Annotated in this window: 17 protein-coding genes and 1 tRNA gene; 7 read left to right on the forward strand and 11 right to left on the reverse strand. The window is 55.2% G+C overall.

What is annotated here, in order from left to right; genetic code table 11:
* Positions 1 to 21: 21 nt before the first annotated feature.
* From QEN43_RS11445 to QEN43_RS11470, 6 genes are all read right to left on the reverse strand, one after another.
* A complete protein-coding gene (locus QEN43_RS11445; protein WP_026611362.1) occupies positions 22 to 630 on the reverse strand; it encodes a 50S ribosomal protein L25/general stress protein Ctc in 609 nt (202 codons plus the stop codon).
* A 42-nt stretch (positions 631 to 672) separates the two neighbouring features.
* On the reverse strand, positions 673 to 1,626 hold the full coding sequence (locus QEN43_RS11450) for a ribose-phosphate diphosphokinase (protein ID WP_026611361.1): 954 nt from the start codon (positions 1,624 to 1,626) through the stop codon (positions 673 to 675).
* 41 nt (positions 1,627 to 1,667) lie between these two features.
* Positions 1,668 to 1,742, reverse strand: a tRNA-Gln gene (locus tag QEN43_RS11455).
* 22 nt (positions 1,743 to 1,764) lie between these two features.
* On the reverse strand, positions 1,765 to 2,616 hold the full coding sequence (ispE, locus tag QEN43_RS11460; protein ID WP_026611360.1) for a 4-(cytidine 5'-diphospho)-2-C-methyl-D-erythritol kinase: 852 nt from the start codon (positions 2,614 to 2,616) through the stop codon (positions 1,765 to 1,767).
* A 3-nt stretch (positions 2,617 to 2,619) separates the two neighbouring features.
* The gene (lolB, locus tag QEN43_RS11465) at positions 2,620 to 3,201 is read right to left on the reverse strand and encodes a lipoprotein insertase outer membrane protein LolB (protein WP_051331911.1); all 582 of its coding nucleotides are present in this window, start codon (positions 3,199 to 3,201) and stop codon (positions 2,620 to 2,622) included.
* A gap of 37 nt (positions 3,202 to 3,238) precedes the next feature.
* Positions 3,239 to 4,867, reverse strand: coding sequence for a tetratricopeptide repeat protein (locus tag QEN43_RS11470; RefSeq protein ID WP_235726668.1), 1,629 nt, complete (start codon positions 4,865 to 4,867; stop codon positions 3,239 to 3,241).
* A 345-nt stretch (positions 4,868 to 5,212) separates the two neighbouring features.
* Between QEN43_RS11470 and hemA the strand changes: the two genes are divergently transcribed.
* From hemA to QEN43_RS11490, 4 genes are read left to right on the forward strand one after another with little or no spacing between them, the layout of a single operon-like run.
* Positions 5,213 to 6,475, forward strand: a complete 1,263-nt coding sequence (gene hemA / locus QEN43_RS11475) for a glutamyl-tRNA reductase (RefSeq protein ID WP_026611357.1) — start codon at positions 5,213 to 5,215, stop codon at positions 6,473 to 6,475.
* Between the two features lie 3 nt (positions 6,476 to 6,478).
* A complete protein-coding gene (gene prfA, locus QEN43_RS11480) occupies positions 6,479 to 7,561 on the forward strand; it encodes a peptide chain release factor 1 (RefSeq protein WP_026611356.1) in 1,083 nt (360 codons plus the stop codon).
* Between the two features lie 10 nt (positions 7,562 to 7,571).
* Positions 7,572 to 8,480: a peptide chain release factor N(5)-glutamine methyltransferase gene (gene prmC / locus QEN43_RS11485; RefSeq protein ID WP_051332125.1), complete on the forward strand. Its 909-nt coding sequence runs from the start codon at positions 7,572 to 7,574 to the stop codon at positions 8,478 to 8,480.
* The gene (locus QEN43_RS11490) at positions 8,470 to 8,883 is read left to right on the forward strand and encodes a Mov34/MPN/PAD-1 family protein (RefSeq protein ID WP_026611354.1); all 414 of its coding nucleotides are present in this window, start codon (positions 8,470 to 8,472) and stop codon (positions 8,881 to 8,883) included. Before prmC ends, QEN43_RS11490 begins: the two co-directional genes overlap by 11 nt.
* 18 nt (positions 8,884 to 8,901) lie before the next feature.
* Here the strand turns inward: QEN43_RS11490 and QEN43_RS11495 are convergent, their stop codons facing one another.
* The 5 genes from QEN43_RS11495 to gatC form a co-directional block, all read right to left on the reverse strand.
* Entirely contained in the window at positions 8,902 to 9,519 is a 618-nt protein-coding gene (locus tag QEN43_RS11495; RefSeq protein ID WP_202901168.1) for a DUF502 domain-containing protein, read from the reverse strand.
* A gap of 97 nt (positions 9,520 to 9,616) precedes the next feature.
* Positions 9,617 to 12,994 (reverse strand): PAQR family membrane homeostasis protein TrhA, encoded by a 3,378-nt coding sequence (gene trhA, locus QEN43_RS11500; RefSeq protein WP_084162247.1) that lies wholly within the window; start codon positions 12,992 to 12,994, stop codon positions 9,617 to 9,619.
* A gap of 203 nt (positions 12,995 to 13,197) precedes the next feature.
* Positions 13,198 to 14,631, reverse strand: coding sequence for an Asp-tRNA(Asn)/Glu-tRNA(Gln) amidotransferase subunit GatB (gatB, locus tag QEN43_RS11505; RefSeq protein ID WP_026611352.1), 1,434 nt, complete (start codon positions 14,629 to 14,631; stop codon positions 13,198 to 13,200).
* A gap of 42 nt (positions 14,632 to 14,673) precedes the next feature.
* Positions 14,674 to 16,128, reverse strand: a complete 1,455-nt coding sequence (gene gatA / locus QEN43_RS11510) for an Asp-tRNA(Asn)/Glu-tRNA(Gln) amidotransferase subunit GatA (RefSeq protein ID WP_026611351.1) — start codon at positions 16,126 to 16,128, stop codon at positions 14,674 to 14,676.
* A gap of 69 nt (positions 16,129 to 16,197) precedes the next feature.
* Positions 16,198 to 16,485, reverse strand: coding sequence for an Asp-tRNA(Asn)/Glu-tRNA(Gln) amidotransferase subunit GatC (gene gatC / locus QEN43_RS11515; RefSeq protein ID WP_026611350.1), 288 nt, complete (start codon positions 16,483 to 16,485; stop codon positions 16,198 to 16,200).
* Between the two features lie 105 nt (positions 16,486 to 16,590).
* On the opposite strand from gatC, the gene QEN43_RS11520 reads away from it, so the two are divergent.
* From QEN43_RS11520 to mreD, 3 genes are read left to right on the forward strand one after another with little or no spacing between them, the layout of a single operon-like run.
* On the forward strand, positions 16,591 to 17,637 hold the full coding sequence (locus QEN43_RS11520; protein WP_026611349.1) for a rod shape-determining protein: 1,047 nt from the start codon (positions 16,591 to 16,593) through the stop codon (positions 17,635 to 17,637).
* 52 nt (positions 17,638 to 17,689) lie between these two features.
* Positions 17,690 to 18,565, forward strand: a complete 876-nt coding sequence (gene mreC / locus QEN43_RS11525; protein WP_396662787.1) for a rod shape-determining protein MreC — start codon at positions 17,690 to 17,692, stop codon at positions 18,563 to 18,565.
* Positions 18,552 to 19,046 carry a rod shape-determining protein MreD gene (gene mreD / locus QEN43_RS11530; RefSeq protein WP_026611347.1) on the forward strand — a complete coding sequence of 165 codons (495 nt, stop codon included), beginning with the start codon at positions 18,552 to 18,554 and terminating at the stop codon, positions 19,044 to 19,046. The genes mreC and mreD overlap by 14 nt, the downstream gene beginning before the upstream one ends.
* The last annotated feature ends 21 nt before the right edge of the window (positions 19,047 to 19,067 follow it).

Consider the following 19,067-nt stretch of genomic DNA (forward strand, 5'->3'; position numbering starts at 1 on the left):
AACTCAACCACCGCCGAAAAACTATTCAGCCGTACTTTCGGACTCTTCGCCAACCTTGCCAGATTGAATCGTCGCCACTGGCAGGTCGTGTTCAGGCCCCTGCGCAAGAGCGAGAATTTCAACCCCTTCGGCCACTTGCAGATCCGAGAGATGGACCGACTGACCGATATCAACCTGGGCGAGATCAACTTCAATGTATTCGGGCAAACGATCCGGGGTGCAAGCCACCTCCACATCAACCAGGTTGTGGGTAACCACGCCACCCTTCTTTACACCAACCGAGGAATCCTGGTTGATAAAGCGCAAAGGCACGTGGACGCGGATTTTCTCTTTCCCGCTCACCCGCTGAAAATCTAAGTGCATAACAATAGGCTTGCTCGGATGTCTCTGCAAACCTTTCAAAATGGCTTTTTCTTCCCGACCATCGACCTTAATGGTTAAAACATGGGAATAAATCGCCTCATTTTCCAAGCCCTTCACAACTTTGTTGTGATCTAGAACCAGCCCAATCGGCTCAGCACCACCGCCATACATTACAGCCGGAACCTTGCCCGCCCGACGCAACCGCCGCGCTTCGCGCTTACCGACGCCCGCTCTCGATTCCGCCTCAAATATAAAACTGCCTACCATCTCTTTCTCCAAAATACTCTTAGCAGTGAACAAAAAAGCGCGTCAATCTACATAAAGGGAACTCACCGATTCGCCGACTGCAATACGACGTATTGTCTCCGCCAGCATCTCGGCAACGCTCAGCTGCCGGATTTTCTGGCACTGCTGGGCATCACGGCGTAACGGAATCGTATCCGTTACAACCAATTCATCTAGAACCGATTCTTCAATATTCTGTATTGCACGCCCGGACAGCACTGGATGAGTACAATACGCAACCACCCGCTGAGCACCATGCTCCTTCAACGCTGCCGCGGCTTGACACAGCGTTCCGGCCGTGTCCACCAGATCATCGATCATGATGCAGGTACGCCCCTCGACATCGCCGATGATGTTCATGACCTTGGCTTCGTTTGGCCTCGGTCGGCGCTTGTCGATGATCGCCAAATCAGCATCGTCGAGACGCTTCGCCAATGCCCGAGCTCTCACCACCCCGCCAACATCGGGGGAAACAACAATCGGATTCTGATATTTCTGCCGCCAAACGTCCCCCAACAAAATCGGTGACGCGTAGACATTGTCCACAGGGACATCGAAAAAGCCCTGGATCTGATCCGCGTGCAGGTCCACAGTCAATACTCGATCCGCCCCTGCCGCACAAATCATCTTGGCGACCAGCTTTGCCGTAATAGGCACTCTAGCCGACCTTGTCCGACGATCTTGTCGGGCGTACCCATAGTAAGGGATCACCGCCGTGATCACGGATGCCGACGACCGACGAAATGCGTCGATCATGACAAGCAGTTCCATGATATTTTCATTGATTGGGGCGCAAGTGGACTGAATCACAAAAACTTCGCGCCCACGGACATTTTCCTCAATCTCAACCGCAATTTCGCCGTCCATGAATCTCCCTACGGTCGCCATCCCCAAGCGCATATTCAGCTTACGCACGATACCTTCGGCTAAGGCAGGATTGGCATTCCCGGAAAACACCATGAACGAGGCGTCTGTCATTCAAGACACTCCAAGGTCGAGACGTCGAATCGGATTCACTATGGCTGGGGCGCCAGGATTCGAACCTGGGAATGCCGGGATCAAAACCCGGTGCCTTACCGCTTGGCTACGCCCCAATGAACGTCGTTGACGGCCCTTTCAGGCCAGTTTCAGCGCCTGATGAAGCGCAGACCGATTCCGTCCCCGCGCAACAAACACGGACCAGTTGCTCTCCAACGCCACCGCCGCCGCCCGGGCCCCAGCTTCATCAGGAAACGCGGCAAACACGCAGGCTCCGGTGCCCGTAAGTTTGGCGCGCGCAAACTGCCCCAGACTGCACAACGCAGCTCTAACTTCCGGGTACAATTCCGAAACTACAGGCAAACAATGGTTTTCCTGCTGTCCCGCAAGAAAGTCAGTTATTTTGATCGGTTTATTGTTACGTGTCAAACCAGGAGCCGAAAAAATTTGCGCCGTAGCCACATGACAAGCCGGCACCACGACGACGTACCAAGGCTCGGGCGGGTCGAACGGGGCCAATACTTCTCCAACTCCTTCGGCCCACGCAGAACGCCCATTTACGAAAACGGGAACATCAGCGCCCAACTGCAACCCCAAACCCATCAGGTCTCGCAAAGGCAAATGCGTCTTCCATAAGGCGTTCAAGCCCAGCAGCACCGTTGCGGCATCCGAACTCCCCCCTCCTAATCCCCCTCCCATAGGTAGATTTTTTTCGATCTCGATATCAACCCCGTATCGAACACCTGTAAACCGGCGCAAAAGATGCGCGGTCTTTACCGTGAGATCCTGATCTTCTGGCACCCCGGGAAGCGGCGTCAACAGCCGAATCAGACCGTCCGTCCGGCGATGTAGCGTAATCCAGTCGTAACGATCAATGAACTGGAACACGGTTTGAAGCAAGTGGTAACCGTCGTCACGACGCCCCACTATCCTAAGCATTAGATTAAGCTTGGCCGGCGCAGGTAGACGAAGCACTTCCGCATCCGCCATTTGTCACCCCTTAATGCGCCAGCTATCCGCTACCAATTTCAGCTTCACGTCCTTGCCTTGAATCGCCATCTTCTGCGGCATGATTCGATCCTCCACAGTCATAAAATTTTGGAACTGAAGGGTCCAACCTGCCTGCCGAAATCCCAACAAGGAACCCGACTCGTTATAGATCGGCGTATAGGTATGATTCGGATCGGGCAATCCGACAATCCAGTATCGCAGGCTCGACAGAGGCACGATAAAACCGAGCCGCTCCTTTAGCATGGCATCGGGATCACGGGACAATTCCGTAACGCCGCCACCTTCGTTAATGTAGATCAAGTCTTTCTGTAAGATGATGGAGACCATACCCTGGCTAAAAGGTCCCGAAACCCGCAAACGATCTTGATCCGCGTCGTGCTCCCAAAACAGATTGGCCTGCCAGGCGTCGTTCGCGGTCTGCACACCAATTCGCCCTTCTAAGAGCCAGGCTTTCAAGTCGTAATTCTTGGCTTTCGGATCGAACGCGGGACGCGGCGGTTCTTTCTCGAAAACGGCACACCCAGCTAACGCGATGACCGCCAAAAAAACAAGAACCCTAAACAAACCTGGCCTTCTTTATGTATGAAATGTACACAGTCTGCTATTCGAACGCTTCCCGATATTTCGCCCTGATTTTCTTCATGTCCTCATGCTCTGGATCTTTCTTGAGCGCCTCTTTCCACACCTTCTTCGCTTCCTGATACCGCCCGGACTCCCACAACACCTCCCCCAGATGCGCCCCGATCTCGGGATCTTCGACCGACTCATAGGCGCGCCGCAGATAATCCAGTGCTACTTCATAGTTTCCCAACCGGTATTGCAACCAACCGTAACTATCCAGGATCGCGGGATCATCGGGCTTGAGCTCGATCGCGCGCTCGAGATATCGCTTGGCTTCCTCCAAACGGTCACCACGATCAGCCAAGGTATAGCCTAAGGCATTAAGCGCGTTGGGATCGTCCGGATTCTTTTCCAAAACGGCGCGTAAATCTGCTTCCAGACTATCGAGGCGGTCCAGTTGCTCAGCGACCAGAGCACGGGAGTACAGCAACTCCATCTGTCCCGGCATCTCTTCCAGACCCTCCGATAGCAAATCGAACGCTGCTTCATAGTCCTTGGTTTTCGACAGCAACTCGGCTTCCAGCAGGTAAAGCCGCAACGCCTCGTTTGGAAATTGCTTGCGCACCTGGGTCAAACGCTGCCGCGCTTCCGTCACACGGCCGAGATTGATCAACGCGGTAATTGCGTTGACCTTGGCATCAAACGCCAAAGGTCCCGATCTGACCCTATCAAACCACTCCAGGGCATGGTGGAGACGGTTCTGCCGCGCCTCAATCAACCCCAAATAGAAATACGCCTGCGCTCGCCACTTCGCTACATCCGTCAAATTGAGAAACTCTTTTTTCGCCTTCTCGACCTGCCCAGTCTCCAACAAGAGCGTAGCAAGACCGAAACGGGCATCATTATTGCTTGGATCCTTCTCTAAAATCCGAACCAGCTCTCTTTCTGCCCCCCGAAAATCCCCCGCTTTCGCCAAAAACTGGGAATAGATCAGACGCAAGCGAACATTGTTGGGATCGCTCCCCAGTGCTTTCTGAACCGCCGCCCTGGCGGCGTCGGAATCGCCCATCTGAGACATGACTTGCGCTTGTAGTAGCCGCGCTCTATTCCAATCGGGTTGCAAAGCCAGGGCTTTTTCCGCTTCTTGCAGCGCAAGCTGATACTCGCCTCTGTTACTGGCCAAAAGCGCATAAGCGAAATGCAGTTCGGCAACCTTCGGAAATTCCGTAACCAACCGCTGCATCACTGCCGCCCCTTCTTCCTTCGGGATCTCCGAATCCAACCACTTGACTAATTCGATCAGGGTATTCTCCAGGTCCGCGTCGGGAAGACGCAGCAGGGCTCTCAATTGGTCAAGCGCCTCCTCCGTTTTCCCCGCCTTGAGCAGCAGCAGGGCTGCTATACGACGTGCCGAAATATTTCCCGGATCGCGTTCGCTCCACAATGTAGCCGCTTCCAGGGCTTTTTCGGTATTCTTGAGGTAAAGTCCGATTTGAGTCGCGCGCTCAGCGACCTGAGGGTCCTGGGTGCGTCTAGCGGCTTCTAAATAATTGTTCAGAGCAATTTCGTACTGTCCACGTTGGCCCGCCAACTCTGCCGCGAGTAGCAAATAGATAATTTCCGAATGCTGGTTTAGCCCCTGGACATCTGCTTGACGGATCCCTTCCAATGATTCCTCAGGATAAGACTGCGATGAATTAAGGCCCGCGCATCCCGACAGATAGATAGCGCCGACACACGTCAAACAGACCAATCGTTTCGACACTGGCAAAATTCCTAAGCCGAAGTTGATAAAAAAACTTTGAATGACAATGACAACGCTTTTCTCCCTCCCTCCAAAGAAGGACCATAAACATGTCCGAGCTTTAGATAAAGCGGGGTAAACTGAGTTTATGAGCCGGCGAGATTGTACGCTGTCCGTGACATGCAACAATAGACCCGAACCTCCGGTATTTGGCCGCATTTGAGGTTTTTCCTTAGAATTATATTTGGAAAGTCTCAGAAATTTGAGCTCATGAGCATTTTAACCTTAGGGTTGAATCACAACAGCGCGCCGCTTTTGATCAGAGAACGTCTGGTTTTTCCCGCGGAACGCATCAAATCTGCATTAAGAAATCTCATTCAGCTGCCCCCGATCGGGGAGGCTGCAATCCTTTCCACGTGCAACCGTACCGAACTCTACTGCGACATCGAAACTGACGCTCAAGACATTCTGATCGATTGGATTGCTGAAGAGCAGCGTCTTCAAAGAGAAGACTTTCAACCTTATCTCTACTTCCATACCGACGCCGAGACGATCCGGCATATGTTTCGTGTCGCCTGCGGGCTCGACTCATTGATATTGGGGGAGCCGCAGATTCTGGGACAGATGAAATCGGCCTATCAAGCAGCAGCCGAAGCCGGTACACTCGGAAAAACGCTGAGCAAATTGTTCCAGCACACCTTCACTGCCGCGAAAAAGGTCCGAACCGATACCGCAATAGGCTCCAGTCCCGTTTCTGTCGCTTTCGCTGCCGTGCGCCTGGCGCAGCGCATCTTTAGCGATCTCTCCGAACAGACCGCCATATTGATCGGTGCCGGAGAGACGATCGAACTCACCGCTCGCCATTTAGCCGAAAGCAAGATCGGCCGCATGCTTATCGCCAACCGCACATACGACAAGGCGCACACCCTGGCGGCGCAGTTTAACGGATTTGCCATTTCTTTGGCCGAACTGCCGAAACATTTGGCCAAGGCCGATATCGTCGTCTCATCGACCGCCAGCCAATTACCGATCCTGGGTAAAGGCTGCGTCGAAAGCGCTCTTAAAGCGCGCAGGCATAAGCCGATTTTCATGGTGGATTTGGCCGTACCCCGCGACATCGAACCAGAAGTCGCCCAGTTGAGAGACGTTTATCTTTACACGGTCGACGATTTGCGGCACACGGTCGAAGAAAACATGAAATCGCGCCTGGAGGCTGCCAAGAAGGCCGAAGAGATCATCGATAGAGAAGTGGAACATTTTTTGGGCTGGCTTCGTGCTCAGGGCGCAACATCCACCATTCGCGACTTCCGCGAACGTGCCCATGAAATCCGTGCCGAAGCCTTGCAACGCGCCAAACAAGCTTTACGGTGCGGCAAATCGCCCGAGGAAGCGTTGGATCTTCTGGCGAATCTGCTCACCAATAAATTGATTCACATTCCTAGCGTCCAGATCAAACAGGCGGGCATCCATGAGCGCCACGATCTGATCGCTGCTGCCCGCGAACTTTTTCAACTCAAAGACAGTTCCTCTTAATACGTGAAACCAACCATCCGCCAGAAACTCGATCATCTTGCCCAACGATTCGAAGAGATTACCGCACTTCTAGCCGAACCGTCGATTCAGAACGACCAGGACCGCTTCCGCGCCTTGAGTCGCGAGTATGCTCAGCTCAGTCCGATCGTCGGCTGTTTCAGCAAGTATCTCGGTACGCTCGATGACCTCGCTTACGCCCGGGGCCTACTTGAGGACAAAGATCCACAGGTGCGCAGCTTGGCCAAGGAGGAACTGGCCGAAGCCGAGAGCAGAAAGGAGGACTTGGAACGGGAGCTGCAGATCCTCTTGCTGCCGAGGGATCCGAACGACGAACGCAACATCTTTCTGGAAATCCGCGCCGGCACCGGCGGTGCCGAGGCCGCGCTGTTTGCGGGCGACTTATACCGCATGTACAGTCGCTACGCCGAGCGGAAAGGATGGAAGGCCGAGGTAATCAGCGAAAGCGAGGGTGAGCACGGCGGCTATAAAGAAATCATCGTCCGCATCAGTGGCCAGAATGTTTATTCGCGCCTTAAATTCGAGGCCGGTACCCATCGCGTTCAGCGCGTACCCGAAACCGAAGCGCAGGGACGCATACACACGTCCGCTTGCACGGTCGCGGTACTACCCGAGGCTGATGAAATCGATGTCGATATCAACCCGGCCGATCTTCGCATCGATACGTATCGTGCATCGGGCGCCGGAGGCCAGCACGTCAACAGAACCGATTCGGCGGTACGCATTACCCATATCCCGACCGGAATCGTTGTGGAATGTCAGGACGAACGCTCTCAGCACAAGAACCGTGCCCGAGCCATGTCCCTGCTCAAATCGCGCATCCTTTCTGCCGAGCAGGAAAAACAAGCCGCCGAAATTGCGGCTTCGCGCAAACTGCAAGTCGGCAGCGGCGACCGTTCGGAGCGCATCCGCACCTACAACTTTCCCCAGGGACGGCTCACCGACCATCGCATCAACCTGACCCTTTATCGGCTGGATACCATCATGGAGGGCGATCTCGACCCGGTGATCGACCCGCTAATCCATGAGCATCAGGCCGAGTTGCTGGCGCAGCTAGGCCAAGACTAACGCGATGCTCATGTTCACTGGATTGTCGATAGCAAACGGCATAACCGTGGCAACCGCCATATCGACCGCCACGGAGCGACTCAGGCGATCGAGCGAAACGGCCCGGCTCGACGCAGAACTTCTCTTGGCTCGCGTCTTAAATCGGGACCGCTCGTACCTTCGCGCCTGGCCGCAAAAAAAGCTTTCGCTTGACGAGCAAAAGCGTTTTCATGCCCTGGTCGAGCAACGGCACAATGGAATTCCAATCGCTTATTTGTTCGGGGAAAAAGAGTTTTGGTCTCGCACGTTCGAGGTTAGCCCCGACGTGCTCATCCCGCGCCCCGAAACCGAATTATTAGTCGAATTGGCGCTAGCCACCCTACCGATGTCGGGCACGGCCGACGTTTTGGACTTGGGGACTGGCAGCGGCGCAATCGCCGTGAGCATCGCCGCGGAACGTCCACTCGCCCGCGTCACCGCGACCGACCTTAGCTCGGGCGCTTTGAACATCGCACGGAAAAATGCGGTACGGCACGGCGTACGCAATATTCGCTTTCGCCTCGGCGATTGGTTCGATGCGATAGCATGCGACGAACGGTTCGATTTGATCATCAGCAATCCCCCCTATGTCGCAGACGACGATCCGCATCTGAACCGAGGCGACGTACGCTTGGAACCGCGTTTGGCTCTAAAAGGTGGACGGGACGGATTGGACATGTTCCGAATCATCGCCCGGGAAGCCCGTTATTACTTAAAGCCGCATGGACGACTCATGCTGGAACACGGCTTCGATCAGGCGGAAGCCTTGACCAACCTCCTGAGCGAACTCGATTACGCCGACATTAGCCGCCATGCCGACCTTCAGGGCCATTTCCGCGTCACAACCGCGCGGTGGGAACCAAGCAGCCGATCCTTTTCAGAACAAACGCATGCACAATAAAGAAGTTCGTATCCCTCGCCGTTTGGTCAATCAGCTTTTGCACTATGCCCAAACATCGCCGGATATGGAGGTCTGCGGACTGATCGGAGCGAAAAACGGCACTCCAAACCACTGTTATTTGGTCAAGAATGCGTCGGCTACGCCCGACTGCAGGTTTCAGATGGACCCCCATGAACAGATCAAAGCCATGCGCCAGATGCGGGAACGAGGCGAGGAATTGTTTGCCGTCTTTCATTCGCATCCGGCCGCTCCAGCAGAACCTTCGGCCGCCGATCTAGAACAAGCGGCCTACCCCGATGCGCTGTATCTCATCATCTCTTTGAACACCAAGGGCGTGCTTGAAATGCGGGGATTCCGGATCAATCAAGCGCGCGAAGTCGAGGAAGTCGCGTTGCTGCTTTAGTGCAAAGATTGCGGTCCACTAGCGGGGAAGCCCCAAAGCCTCTTGCGACTTAGGGAAATCGGATCCCACGCTCATGACGAAACTCGTCACCTCGGAAATATCCAGGTCGGACTTGACCACATTGGACTCATGTACGATGACCGTAAACCCGTTGGTAGGGTTGGGCGAAGTGGGGACGTACAAGACATAACGGTCGCCTTCGCGATTCGTAACATAAGCCGGCAGCCACATTCCTTTCCTTGGATATTCCACATAAACGACTTCGCGCTTTTGTTCGTCTGGCTTGCTACGAAACATATCGACGATCTTTTTGGTGACTCTATAGACCGTGCTCAAGAAAGGAACCCGCTCGATCGCCAGATCGACCAGAGAGAGAATCAATGAATGGCGCCGTTTATTGACGGTATGACCAATATACGTCAACAGACCGAAAACGCTGGCGAACGCGAGAAAGGTTACACCGTAATTGCCAACCGCCTCTTGTACGCCGAATACCGTGCTCAAAACCAAATTTGCAAGAAATATGACGATCTGTGCCACCACTATGATCGGCAGCACTGCCAAAGTACCGATCAGGAAATCGTTCAAAACGATCTTGATAATCCGTTTGGCCTTTGAGAAATTGCCGGACGCCATGGCTTGCTCCCTGCTTGTCTGACTTGCCCCGTGTTAGACAACATTTACCTCCACAATGATCACGGGCACCGTTGCAGACGCAGGGACAGACTTGCCGTCAACTCGAACCGGTTTTTGCCTCTGCGTCGAACCATCTGCGCCGAATAACCCATTTCGCGGTTTCCAGAGCCGGCAGAATTGTGGCCGAGGCACCGAGTATCACTACCCATTCCTCGCCGGATAATGCGGTCGTACCGAATGCGTATTGAAGGAAGGGGACATTAATGATGGCTATAAGCAGCACGATCTCCCAGACTATCGCGAGATTCAGCCATTTATTGGCGAACGGGCGACGAAACACGGAAAAACGGTCGGAACGAAAGTTATAAGCTTTGAAAAACTCGATCGAGACTAGCGTAGCGAAAGTCAGTGTCATCGCATTGGTCAGTTCGTAGCCTCGATCCAACGCCCAGAGAAAAACGCTGAGATTGACCAGGGTCGACCAGATGCCGCCGACAAGCATTAGTAAGACGACCGGTGCAGTGAAAATTCCTTGTTTCGGATCGCGCGGTTTTTGCTGCATCAAAGTCGCGTCCATCGGATCGACTGCAAGCGCCAATGCGGGAAGTCCATCGGTGGCCAGATTGACGTAAAGAATTTGTACCGCACTCAATGGCAGCGGTAGTCCAGTCAGCGTGGCGCCGGCCATCAGACCAATCTCGCCGATGTTCGAAGACAATAGATACATCAGATATTTCTTGATGTTGGCGAAGATCCCCCTGCCTTCTTCCACAGCGGCAACAATGGAGGCGAAATTGTCGTCGGTGAGCATCATCGCCGCAGCTTCTTTTGACACATCGGTGCCGGTGATGCCCATGGCCACGCCGATATCGGCCTGTTTTAAGGCCGGTGCATCATTCACGCCGTCGCCGGTCATGGCCACAATCTGGCCTTGCTCTTGTAGGGCTTGGACGATTCGAATCTTGTGTTCGGGAGCCACACGGGCAAAGATCTCAATATCTTTGGCGGCCTGCGCGAACTCTTCATCGTTCATCGCGTCCAGTTCCACACCTGTGACCACCCGCCCGCGCTTCAGGATGCCGAGCTCGCGGCCTACAGCGCGAGCGGTGGCCGGGTGATCCCCCGTAATCATGACGACCTTGATGCCCGCTTTTTCGCAGGTCGCGATGGCTGACTTCGATTCGGGACGTGGCGGATCGATCATTCCGACCAATCCCAGAAAACACATACCACTCTCAGCCGTCTCCAAAGACGCATCCTCTTTTTGCGCCACGGCTAGAACCCGAAGTGCCTCACCCGCCAAGCGCTCCGCCACGCCTTGAATTACCGCGCGCGCCGCATCGTCCAGTGGAATGATGCCCTCAGTGCTCGCCCAGCGGTCGCAGGCGTCGAGCATCACCTCTACGGCCCCCTTGGCATAGGCTATGCGCGTGCCGTCGGCTTTCTCATGAAGCGTGGTCATCCGTTTGGATTCGGATGTAAATGGAATTTCACCGACACGGGGAAACTGGCTATTCAGCTCGAACGCCTTCAACCCGGCTTTTTCCCCGGCAACCACCAGCGCGCCCTCGGTCGGATCGCCCTGAATCTGCCAACGGCCTTCTTCAGTACGCACCAAGACTGCATCGCTCGCCAGCACGGCCGCCTGGAGCAGATTTTTCACGGCCAGGGGAGGCGCGACTTCTTGAGAGTTATGAAGAAACCGGCCAACCGGTTCATAGCCGGCTCCCGTAAGGCTGAACAACTCTCCGCCCGCCCAGATCTTACGGACAGTCATCTCGTCCCGGGTCAAGGTTCCGGTCTTGTCGGAACAAATGACGGACGTGCTGCCCAAGGTTTCGACGGCCGGCAGGCGGCGTATGAGCGCGTTACGCTTGACCATCCTGCGGGCACCGATCGCTAGAGAAATCGTCACCACGGCCGGTAGCGCCTCCGGTACCACGGCAACAGCCAATGCGATGCCGAAGATCAGCATCTGCTCGAAGGGTTCGCCGCGCATGATGCCGAGAGAAACGATGACCGCGACGATGAGAACGGCGGCGACCGCCAGAACGTTCCCGACCTTGTCGAGGCTCTTCTGCAACGGCGTCTCCCGCTGTTCTGCACCGCGCAGGAGGCTCACGATGCGACCAAACTCTGTTTTCATTCCGGTGGCGACAACCACACCCTGGCCGCGTCCGTAAGTTACCGCCGTGCCGGCATACCCCATGTTTAGGCGATCACCGATGGGTAACTCGGGATCATCGAGGGGTGCCGAGTGTTTTTCCACCGCTGTCGATTCGCCCGTCAGAGGCGCTTCATCAACTTGGAGGTTCACGCACTCGGTCAAGCGCAGGTCAGCCGGGATACGGTTGCCGGTTTGCAATCGGACGATATCGCCTGGAACCAGATAGCGGGCGAGTACTTCGACGAATTTGCCGCCGCGCAGAACGCTTGCCGTCGGCGCCGCCATTTGTTGCAAAGCTTCCATCGCCCGCTCGGCACGGTACTCCTGAATAAACCCCAGCAATACGGCAAACAGAACGATGACGGCAATGACGATGGATTCGACGGCATGCCCCAAATACGCCGAGAAGCCGATCGCAATCAGCAGAATAATGACCAGAACACTCTTGAACTGCGCGAGAAAAAGTCCGAGTATCGAAACGCTCCGGCCTTGTTCGATTTCATTGAAGCCGTGCTCGGCAAGGCGGTGACTCGCCTCTTCTTCGGTCAATCCGCCGGGACCCGATCGAACTGCTTCATAAACTTGCTCGACCGTCTTGACATGCCAAGCTGGCACCTTGCCTGGTTCCTTCGCGACGACTGCACCCGCATCGGGACGATCCAAACAATTCCTCACGAAACGCCAGTGGAAGCCGATGCCTGCCAATACCGCGAGATGAAACAATTCGTGCGGCCCCAGCACCCCGCCTATGATTACCGGCCATCGCAGGAAATCGATCAGCGCACCCGAGGTGTAAGCCAATGCGCTGAAGAGCATCGGCATAAAGAACCTAAAACCGAATCGACGCCATACAGCGATTCCGGATACCAGCCCCAGCCAGCCAAGCCCGAGATACAGCGTCAAACCGAGCGATTCCGGGATGTCGTCGAAGAAAATGACCTTGAGCGTCAGCCCGGTTATGGCCAGCACCCAGACCAATAGCAAGATTCCCCACCGCAAAAAACCGGAGAACAGGATGCAATGTACCGGCGTGAAGCTTCCCGCGATCAACAAAAAGATCGCTGCATGGTCCAGCCGCTGCAACACCGCACGCCCCGCCCCTCCGACGGACAGGAGATGAAACACCCCGCTCATCGAGAGGAGAAAGAGACAGGTAAAGACGAACACTCCGATGGCGATCACGTGGCAGAGATTGCCCCGAGCTCTCCGAATCAAAAAAAAGCCTAGGACGGCAAACACGCCCGCAGCCAATAAATGCGTCAGAGAACTCATGGGATCGGCAAAACCTGGAATCGAATAAGTCTCCATGCTGGGATCGGGGTGTCAGAACGGCTGTTGGTAGAAGACGGTTTTCGTCGTCGACGAAAACCGTCCCATTAGAAAGACCTGAATCTCAAATCGAGCAACCGGCCCCATCGTTGCCGAGAACCTCCCTTTGCGTCCAAAGATCCTCAGACGCCGGTAGAAATGGGGCCGGGACGGCTTACCGAGGACCGTTGGGTCAAACAGAACTATTGCAATTTCTTCTTGAGCAACTCGTTCAATTGCTGCGGATTGGCCTTGCCTTGAGTTGCCTTCATCACCTGGCCGACGAAAAATCCGAACAGTTTGTCCTTGCCTGCCCGGTATTGCGCCACTTGTTGCGGATTGGCGGCAATGATTTCGTCGATGATTTTCTCGATCGCACCAGTATCGGTGATTTGTTTCAGCCCCTGTTTTTCTATGATTTCGTCAGCGGTCTCCCCGGACGCCCACATCGCCTCGAAAACTTGCTTAGCCAGTTTTCCGGAGATGGTTTCGTCGACAATGCGCCTGATAAGACCGGCCAGCCGTGAAGGCTCGACGGGGCACTGATCGATCTCCAAACCGGCTTTATTGAGCGCGCCGGAAAGATCACCCATGACCCAGTTGGCGCACAGCTTGGGATCACTGTTGCCAGACTCCGCGACCACCGTCTCGTAATAATCGGCGAGCTCTCGCGTCGCCGTCAGCACGGTTGCGTCATAGTCGTTCAAACCGTATTGCGATTTGAATCGGTCACGTTTTTCATCCGGCAATTCGGGCAGATTCTTGCGCACCTCCTCGATGAAATCGCTCGAGATTTCCAAAGGCAGAAGGTCAGGGTCGGGGAAATAGCGGTAGTCGTTCGCCTCCTCCTTGCTGCGCATGGAGCGGGTTTCGTCCTTGGCGGCATCGTACAAACGGGTTTCCTGTACCACCTGTCCACCGCTTTCCAGAATTTCGATCTGCCGCTCGATCTCATAGTTGATCGCACGCTCCACAAAACGGAACGAGTTCAAGTTCTTAATTTCGGCACGGGTACCGAACTCCTTCTGGCCCTTGCGGCGAACCGACACATTGGCGTCGCAACGGAACGATCCTTCTTGCATGTTGCCGTCGCAGATTTCCAGATATCGGACCAAGGCGTGCAGCTTCTTCATATAGGCCACCGCTTCCTTGGCTGAACGAAGGTCCGGTTCAGACACGATTTCGAGAAGCGGCGTACCCGCCCGGTTCAAGTCGATTCCGGTAAATCCGTGGAAATCCTCGTGTAAGGACTTGCCGGCATCTTCCTCGAGGTGAGCGCGAGTGATTCCGACTGTTTTCTCGATCCCATCCACCGAAATAGTCAGATGCCCCGCACTCACAACGGGGAGATCGTATTGACTGATTTGGTACCCTTTCGGCAGATCCGGATAAAAATAGTTTTTGCGCGCGAATACCGAAAACGGTGCCACCCGAGCACCGATGGCGAGGCCGAACTTGACCGCCATACGTACCGCCTCGCGGTTCAAAACCGGCAACACACCCGGCAGTCCCAAATCGACTGCACAGGCTTGGGTGTTGGGCTCCGCGCCGTAAGCGGTGGCCGCACCCGAAAAAATCTTGGATTTAGTCGCGAGTTGGGCGTGAATTTCCAACCCGATAACCGGTTCCCATTCCATAATCGATTGATACCTTTGCTGTAGTTCTGGGAGGCTATCGTATCAAGCGAAAGCCGCCGGACTCCGTCGGTGCCAGTCGGTCGCCTGCTGATACCGATGTGCGACATTGAGTAAGCGCGCCTCGGAAAAATAATCGCCGATGATCTGCATGCCGACCGGCAGTCCCTTGGAAAATCCGACTGGGACCGACATGCCGGGAAGGCCAGCCAGATTGACCGCGATCGTATAGATATCCGACAGGTACATGGCTATAGGGTCGGCGCTCTTCTCCCCGAACCGAAACGCGACAGAGGGCGAGGTGGGCCCGATGATCACGTCGACTTCGCGGAATGCCCGCTTGAAATCTTCGCTGATCAAGCGTCGGACCTTTTGAGCCTTGAGGTAATAGGCATCGTAGTAACCCGCCGACAGCACATAAGTACCGATGAGAATCCGCCGCTTCACCTCCGCGCCGAAGCCTTCGCCGCGGGAACGCGTATACAAATCGTGCAGATCCTTCGGCTCCTTGCAGCGATAGCCGAAACGAACGCCGTCGTAACGAGCCAGATTGGACGAACACTCGGCAGGCGCCACCACGTAATAAGCTGGCACCGACAGCTTCATGTTGGGCAACGAAATTTCTTTTACGTTGGCTCCCAATCTCCGATACTCGGCAACAGCATCGTCAATCAGGCGCGCGATATCCGAATCCAACCCCTCATCGAAAAACTCTTTGGGTAGGCCGATCCTAAGCCCTTCCAGGCTGTCGTTGAGAGAGGCGGAATAATCCGGTACTGGTCTGTCCACGCTGGTCGAATCCTTGTCATCGAACCCGGCCATGACTTGGAGCATAAGCGCGCAGTCTTCCGCCGTTCGGGCCATGGGCCCCCCCTGGTCCAGGCTGGATGCAAATGCGATCATCCCCCAGCGGGAAACCAAACCGTAGGTCGGCTTCAGACCGGTGATGCCGCAAAAGGAAGCCGGCTGTCGAATCGATCCGCCGGTATCGGTTCCAGTAGCACCGGGCACCAGTCGTGCAGCGACCGACGCCGCCGAGCCACCGGACGATCCACCCGGAACCGTCTCGGTATCCCACGGATTCTTCACAGGACCGTAATAGCTCGTTTCGTTGGAAGAACCCATGGCAAACTCATCCATGTTGAGCTTGCCGAGCATGACCGCTCCCGCCTGATTGAATCGCTCTACGACCGTCGCATCGTATGGAGCGATGAAATTGTCGAGCATCTTCGAACCGCAGCTCGTCTTCACACCTTTGGTGCAAAAAATATCTTTCTGGGCGATGGGAACGCCGGTCAAAGCGCCAGCAGCGCCTCGTGCAATCGCGGCATCGGCGGCCCGGGCCTGCTCAAGCGCCTGCTCTTCGGTAACGGTAATAAAGCAGTTGAGTTGCGGATTGTGCTGCCGGATACGCGCCAGCAAAGCCTGCGTCAGCTCTAGGCTGCTGAATTCTTTATTCTTGAGGCCGGCGGCAAGTTCGGCGATGGTTTTATCGTGCATGAAGATGGTTCCGAAATCGAAAATACGTGTGGAATGGGCGAAGCTCTCCGGCCACACCCGTTATCGCCGTCATTCGATAACCTTGGGAACAAGATAAAGCCCTGCTTCCACCAAGGGTGCGCAGCTCTGGAACAACTCCCGTTGGTCGGTTTCGGTAACGACATCCGGCCGTAAGCGCTGAGCCTGATCGAGAGGGTGGGCCATCGGAGCGACCTCGGAAGTGTCCACGGCATTCATTTCCTCGACGAAATCCAATATACCGGTCAGATCTCGAGCATAAGCGGCCGCTTTGTCCGCGTCGATGGCAAGCCGGGCGAGCCAGGCAATTTCATAAACTTGGTCAATACTTAAGGACATATTTGCATCCAATGTTTCTTTCAATCATATAATACCCGATATCCGGCTTTTGTCGCCCCGGCCCACCCGTTGTAAAATTACGGCATTTATAAGGACTATATGCCTATGTTCTTCAGACACCTCCGAGGATTCTTCTCGAACGACTTGTCCATTGACCTTGGCACCGCAAACACCTTGATCTACATTCGTGGCCAAGGCATTGTGGTAAACGAGCCATCGGTGGTGGCTATCCGCGAGGATCGCGCCCGAGGCCAAAAATCGATCGCGGCGGTTGGCTCGGCCGCAAAATCGATGTTGGGACGAACACCCGGCAACATCACCGCTATCCGCCCTCTCAAAGACGGTGTGATCGCCGATTTCACCGTCACGGAAAAGATGCTTCAGTACTTCATCCATAAAGTACACAAAAACAAGCTTTTCCGACCGAGCCCTCGAGTGCTGATCTGCGTGCCGTGCGGCTCCACCCAGGTCGAACGGCGTGCCATAAAGGAATCCGCGGCGGGAGCGGGTGCGAGGGAAGTTTATCTCATCGAAGAACCCATGGCGGCGGCCATCGGCGCCGGTCTACCCGTACACGAGGCGCGCGGTTCGATGGTCCTGGACATCGGCGGCGGTACGTCCGAGGTTGCGGTCATTTCGCTGAACGGCATCGTCTACTCCGCTTCTGTACGCATTGGAGGCGACCGCATGGACGAAGCCATCATGAATTATGTGCGCCGCAATTACGGTACCTTGATCGGAGAATCCACGGCCGAACGAATCAAGTATGAAATTGGTACCGCCTATCCGGGCAGCGAAATCAAAGAAATCGAAGTCAAAGGCCGCAATCTGGCTGAGGGTGTACCACGCAGTTTCGTCTTGAATAGCAACGAAATCCTCGAGGCACTTCAGGAACCTTTACAGGGGATCATAGGCGCGGTAAAGGTGGCGTTGGAACAGACTCCACCGGAACTGGGCGCGGACGTCGCGGATAGAGGCATCGTTTTGACCGGCGGAGGCGCCTTGCTTAAGGATATGGACCGCCTGATCGCCGAAGAAACCGGACTCCCCGTCTTTATAGCCGAAGATCCCATGACATGTGTCGCTCGAGGAGGTGGGCGAGTACTGGAACTGCTGGACGAAATCGGCGCGGCAGCGTTCTCACTTGAGTGAAGCCGGCGGACGCCGGCTTGCGTCGCTTTAAGAGGATTGGGATATCAAACGGCTGTTCTCGCGAGGCTATTCACTCAATATCCGTCTGCTGCTATGTTCGGCGGCCGCTTTGGTGTTGCTCGCAGCAGAACAACACGGCATCCTTCCGGGCGCTCGAACGCCTTTCGCGTCAGCGACCTATCCCTTGCAGCAAGTCGTCAGCTCGCCGGTGCGCTTCGGACAGCGCGTCATAGAATCCATATCCACGTATGCGAACCTCGTAGCGGAAAACCAAAAGCTGAAGGAGGAGCAACTTGTCCTCAAGACCAAACTGCTGAAGTTCGCGGCATTGGAACAAGAGAACATCCGGCTGCGGGGACTTTTGGATACCTCCTTCAAGGTCGGCGAACAGGTATCGATCGCCGAACTCCTATCCGTCAATTTGGTTCCGTACGAACATATCGTCGTGGTGAACAAAGGTGCCCGATTCGGGGTTCATGTCGGCCAACCCGTGTTCGATGCGAACGGGGTTGTGGGACAGGTCCTGCGGGTCACGCCATTCAGCGCAGAAGTGATGCTGATTACCGACCCGAACCATGCCATTCCGGTGCAAGTCAACCGGAATGGTCTACGTACCCTGGCGCTTGGCACCGGGCAGATCGATCGCCTGGCATTACCTTATCTTTCTAGCAATGCCGATATCCAGGTCGGTGATCTCCTGGTAACTTCTGGCCTCGGTGGGGTTTTTCCTCATGGCTACCCGGTAGCCACCGTGACAGAAGTTGCGCCACAGAAGACAGCATTCGCAAAAATCTCCGCTGCGCCCGTTGCTCAGCTCGACCGAAACCGTGAACTCTTGTTGGTATGGAGCGATTCACGACCCGTCCCACGCATCTCGGTCGATCAAGAACAACGCCCAAACGCTTTGCCCACGAATGGCAGCCGTTAAATCGTCGTCCGCCGGACTGATAGTGGTACCGCTAAGTCTGGTGGTTGCCATGGCTTTGCGGATTCTCCCCTTGCCGCGCGAGTTGTTCGTATTCAACCCCGATTGGACCGCCTTGTTTCTGATTTATTGGACGATCGCGATACCTGACCGTGTAGGGGTGGGAACCGCCTGGCTCACCGGGCTTTTCGTCGACACCTTGACCGGGCGCATGCTAGGCCAACACGCGCTGGCTTATTCCCTCATCGCCTATATTAGCCTGCGACTTTATCGTCGATTGCGTCTTTACCCGCTCCCCCAGCAATCGCTCTGGATACTTCTCCTTTTGTTGATTAGCCAGTCTCTGGTCCTCTGGACACAAAACATCAAGAACATGAATGTTTTGAATTGGGTGTATTGGCTGCCGTCTTTTACAGGCGCGCTCGCGTGGCCAGCCGTCTTAACGATTCTACGGCGGGTCAGACGCCGCTTCAGCATTTTTTAATCATCCGGCCATGTGGTAAGG

The sequence above is a fragment of the Methylocaldum szegediense genome, assembly GCF_949769195.1.
GTDB lineage: Bacteria > Pseudomonadota > Gammaproteobacteria > Methylococcales > Methylococcaceae > Methylocaldum > Methylocaldum szegediense.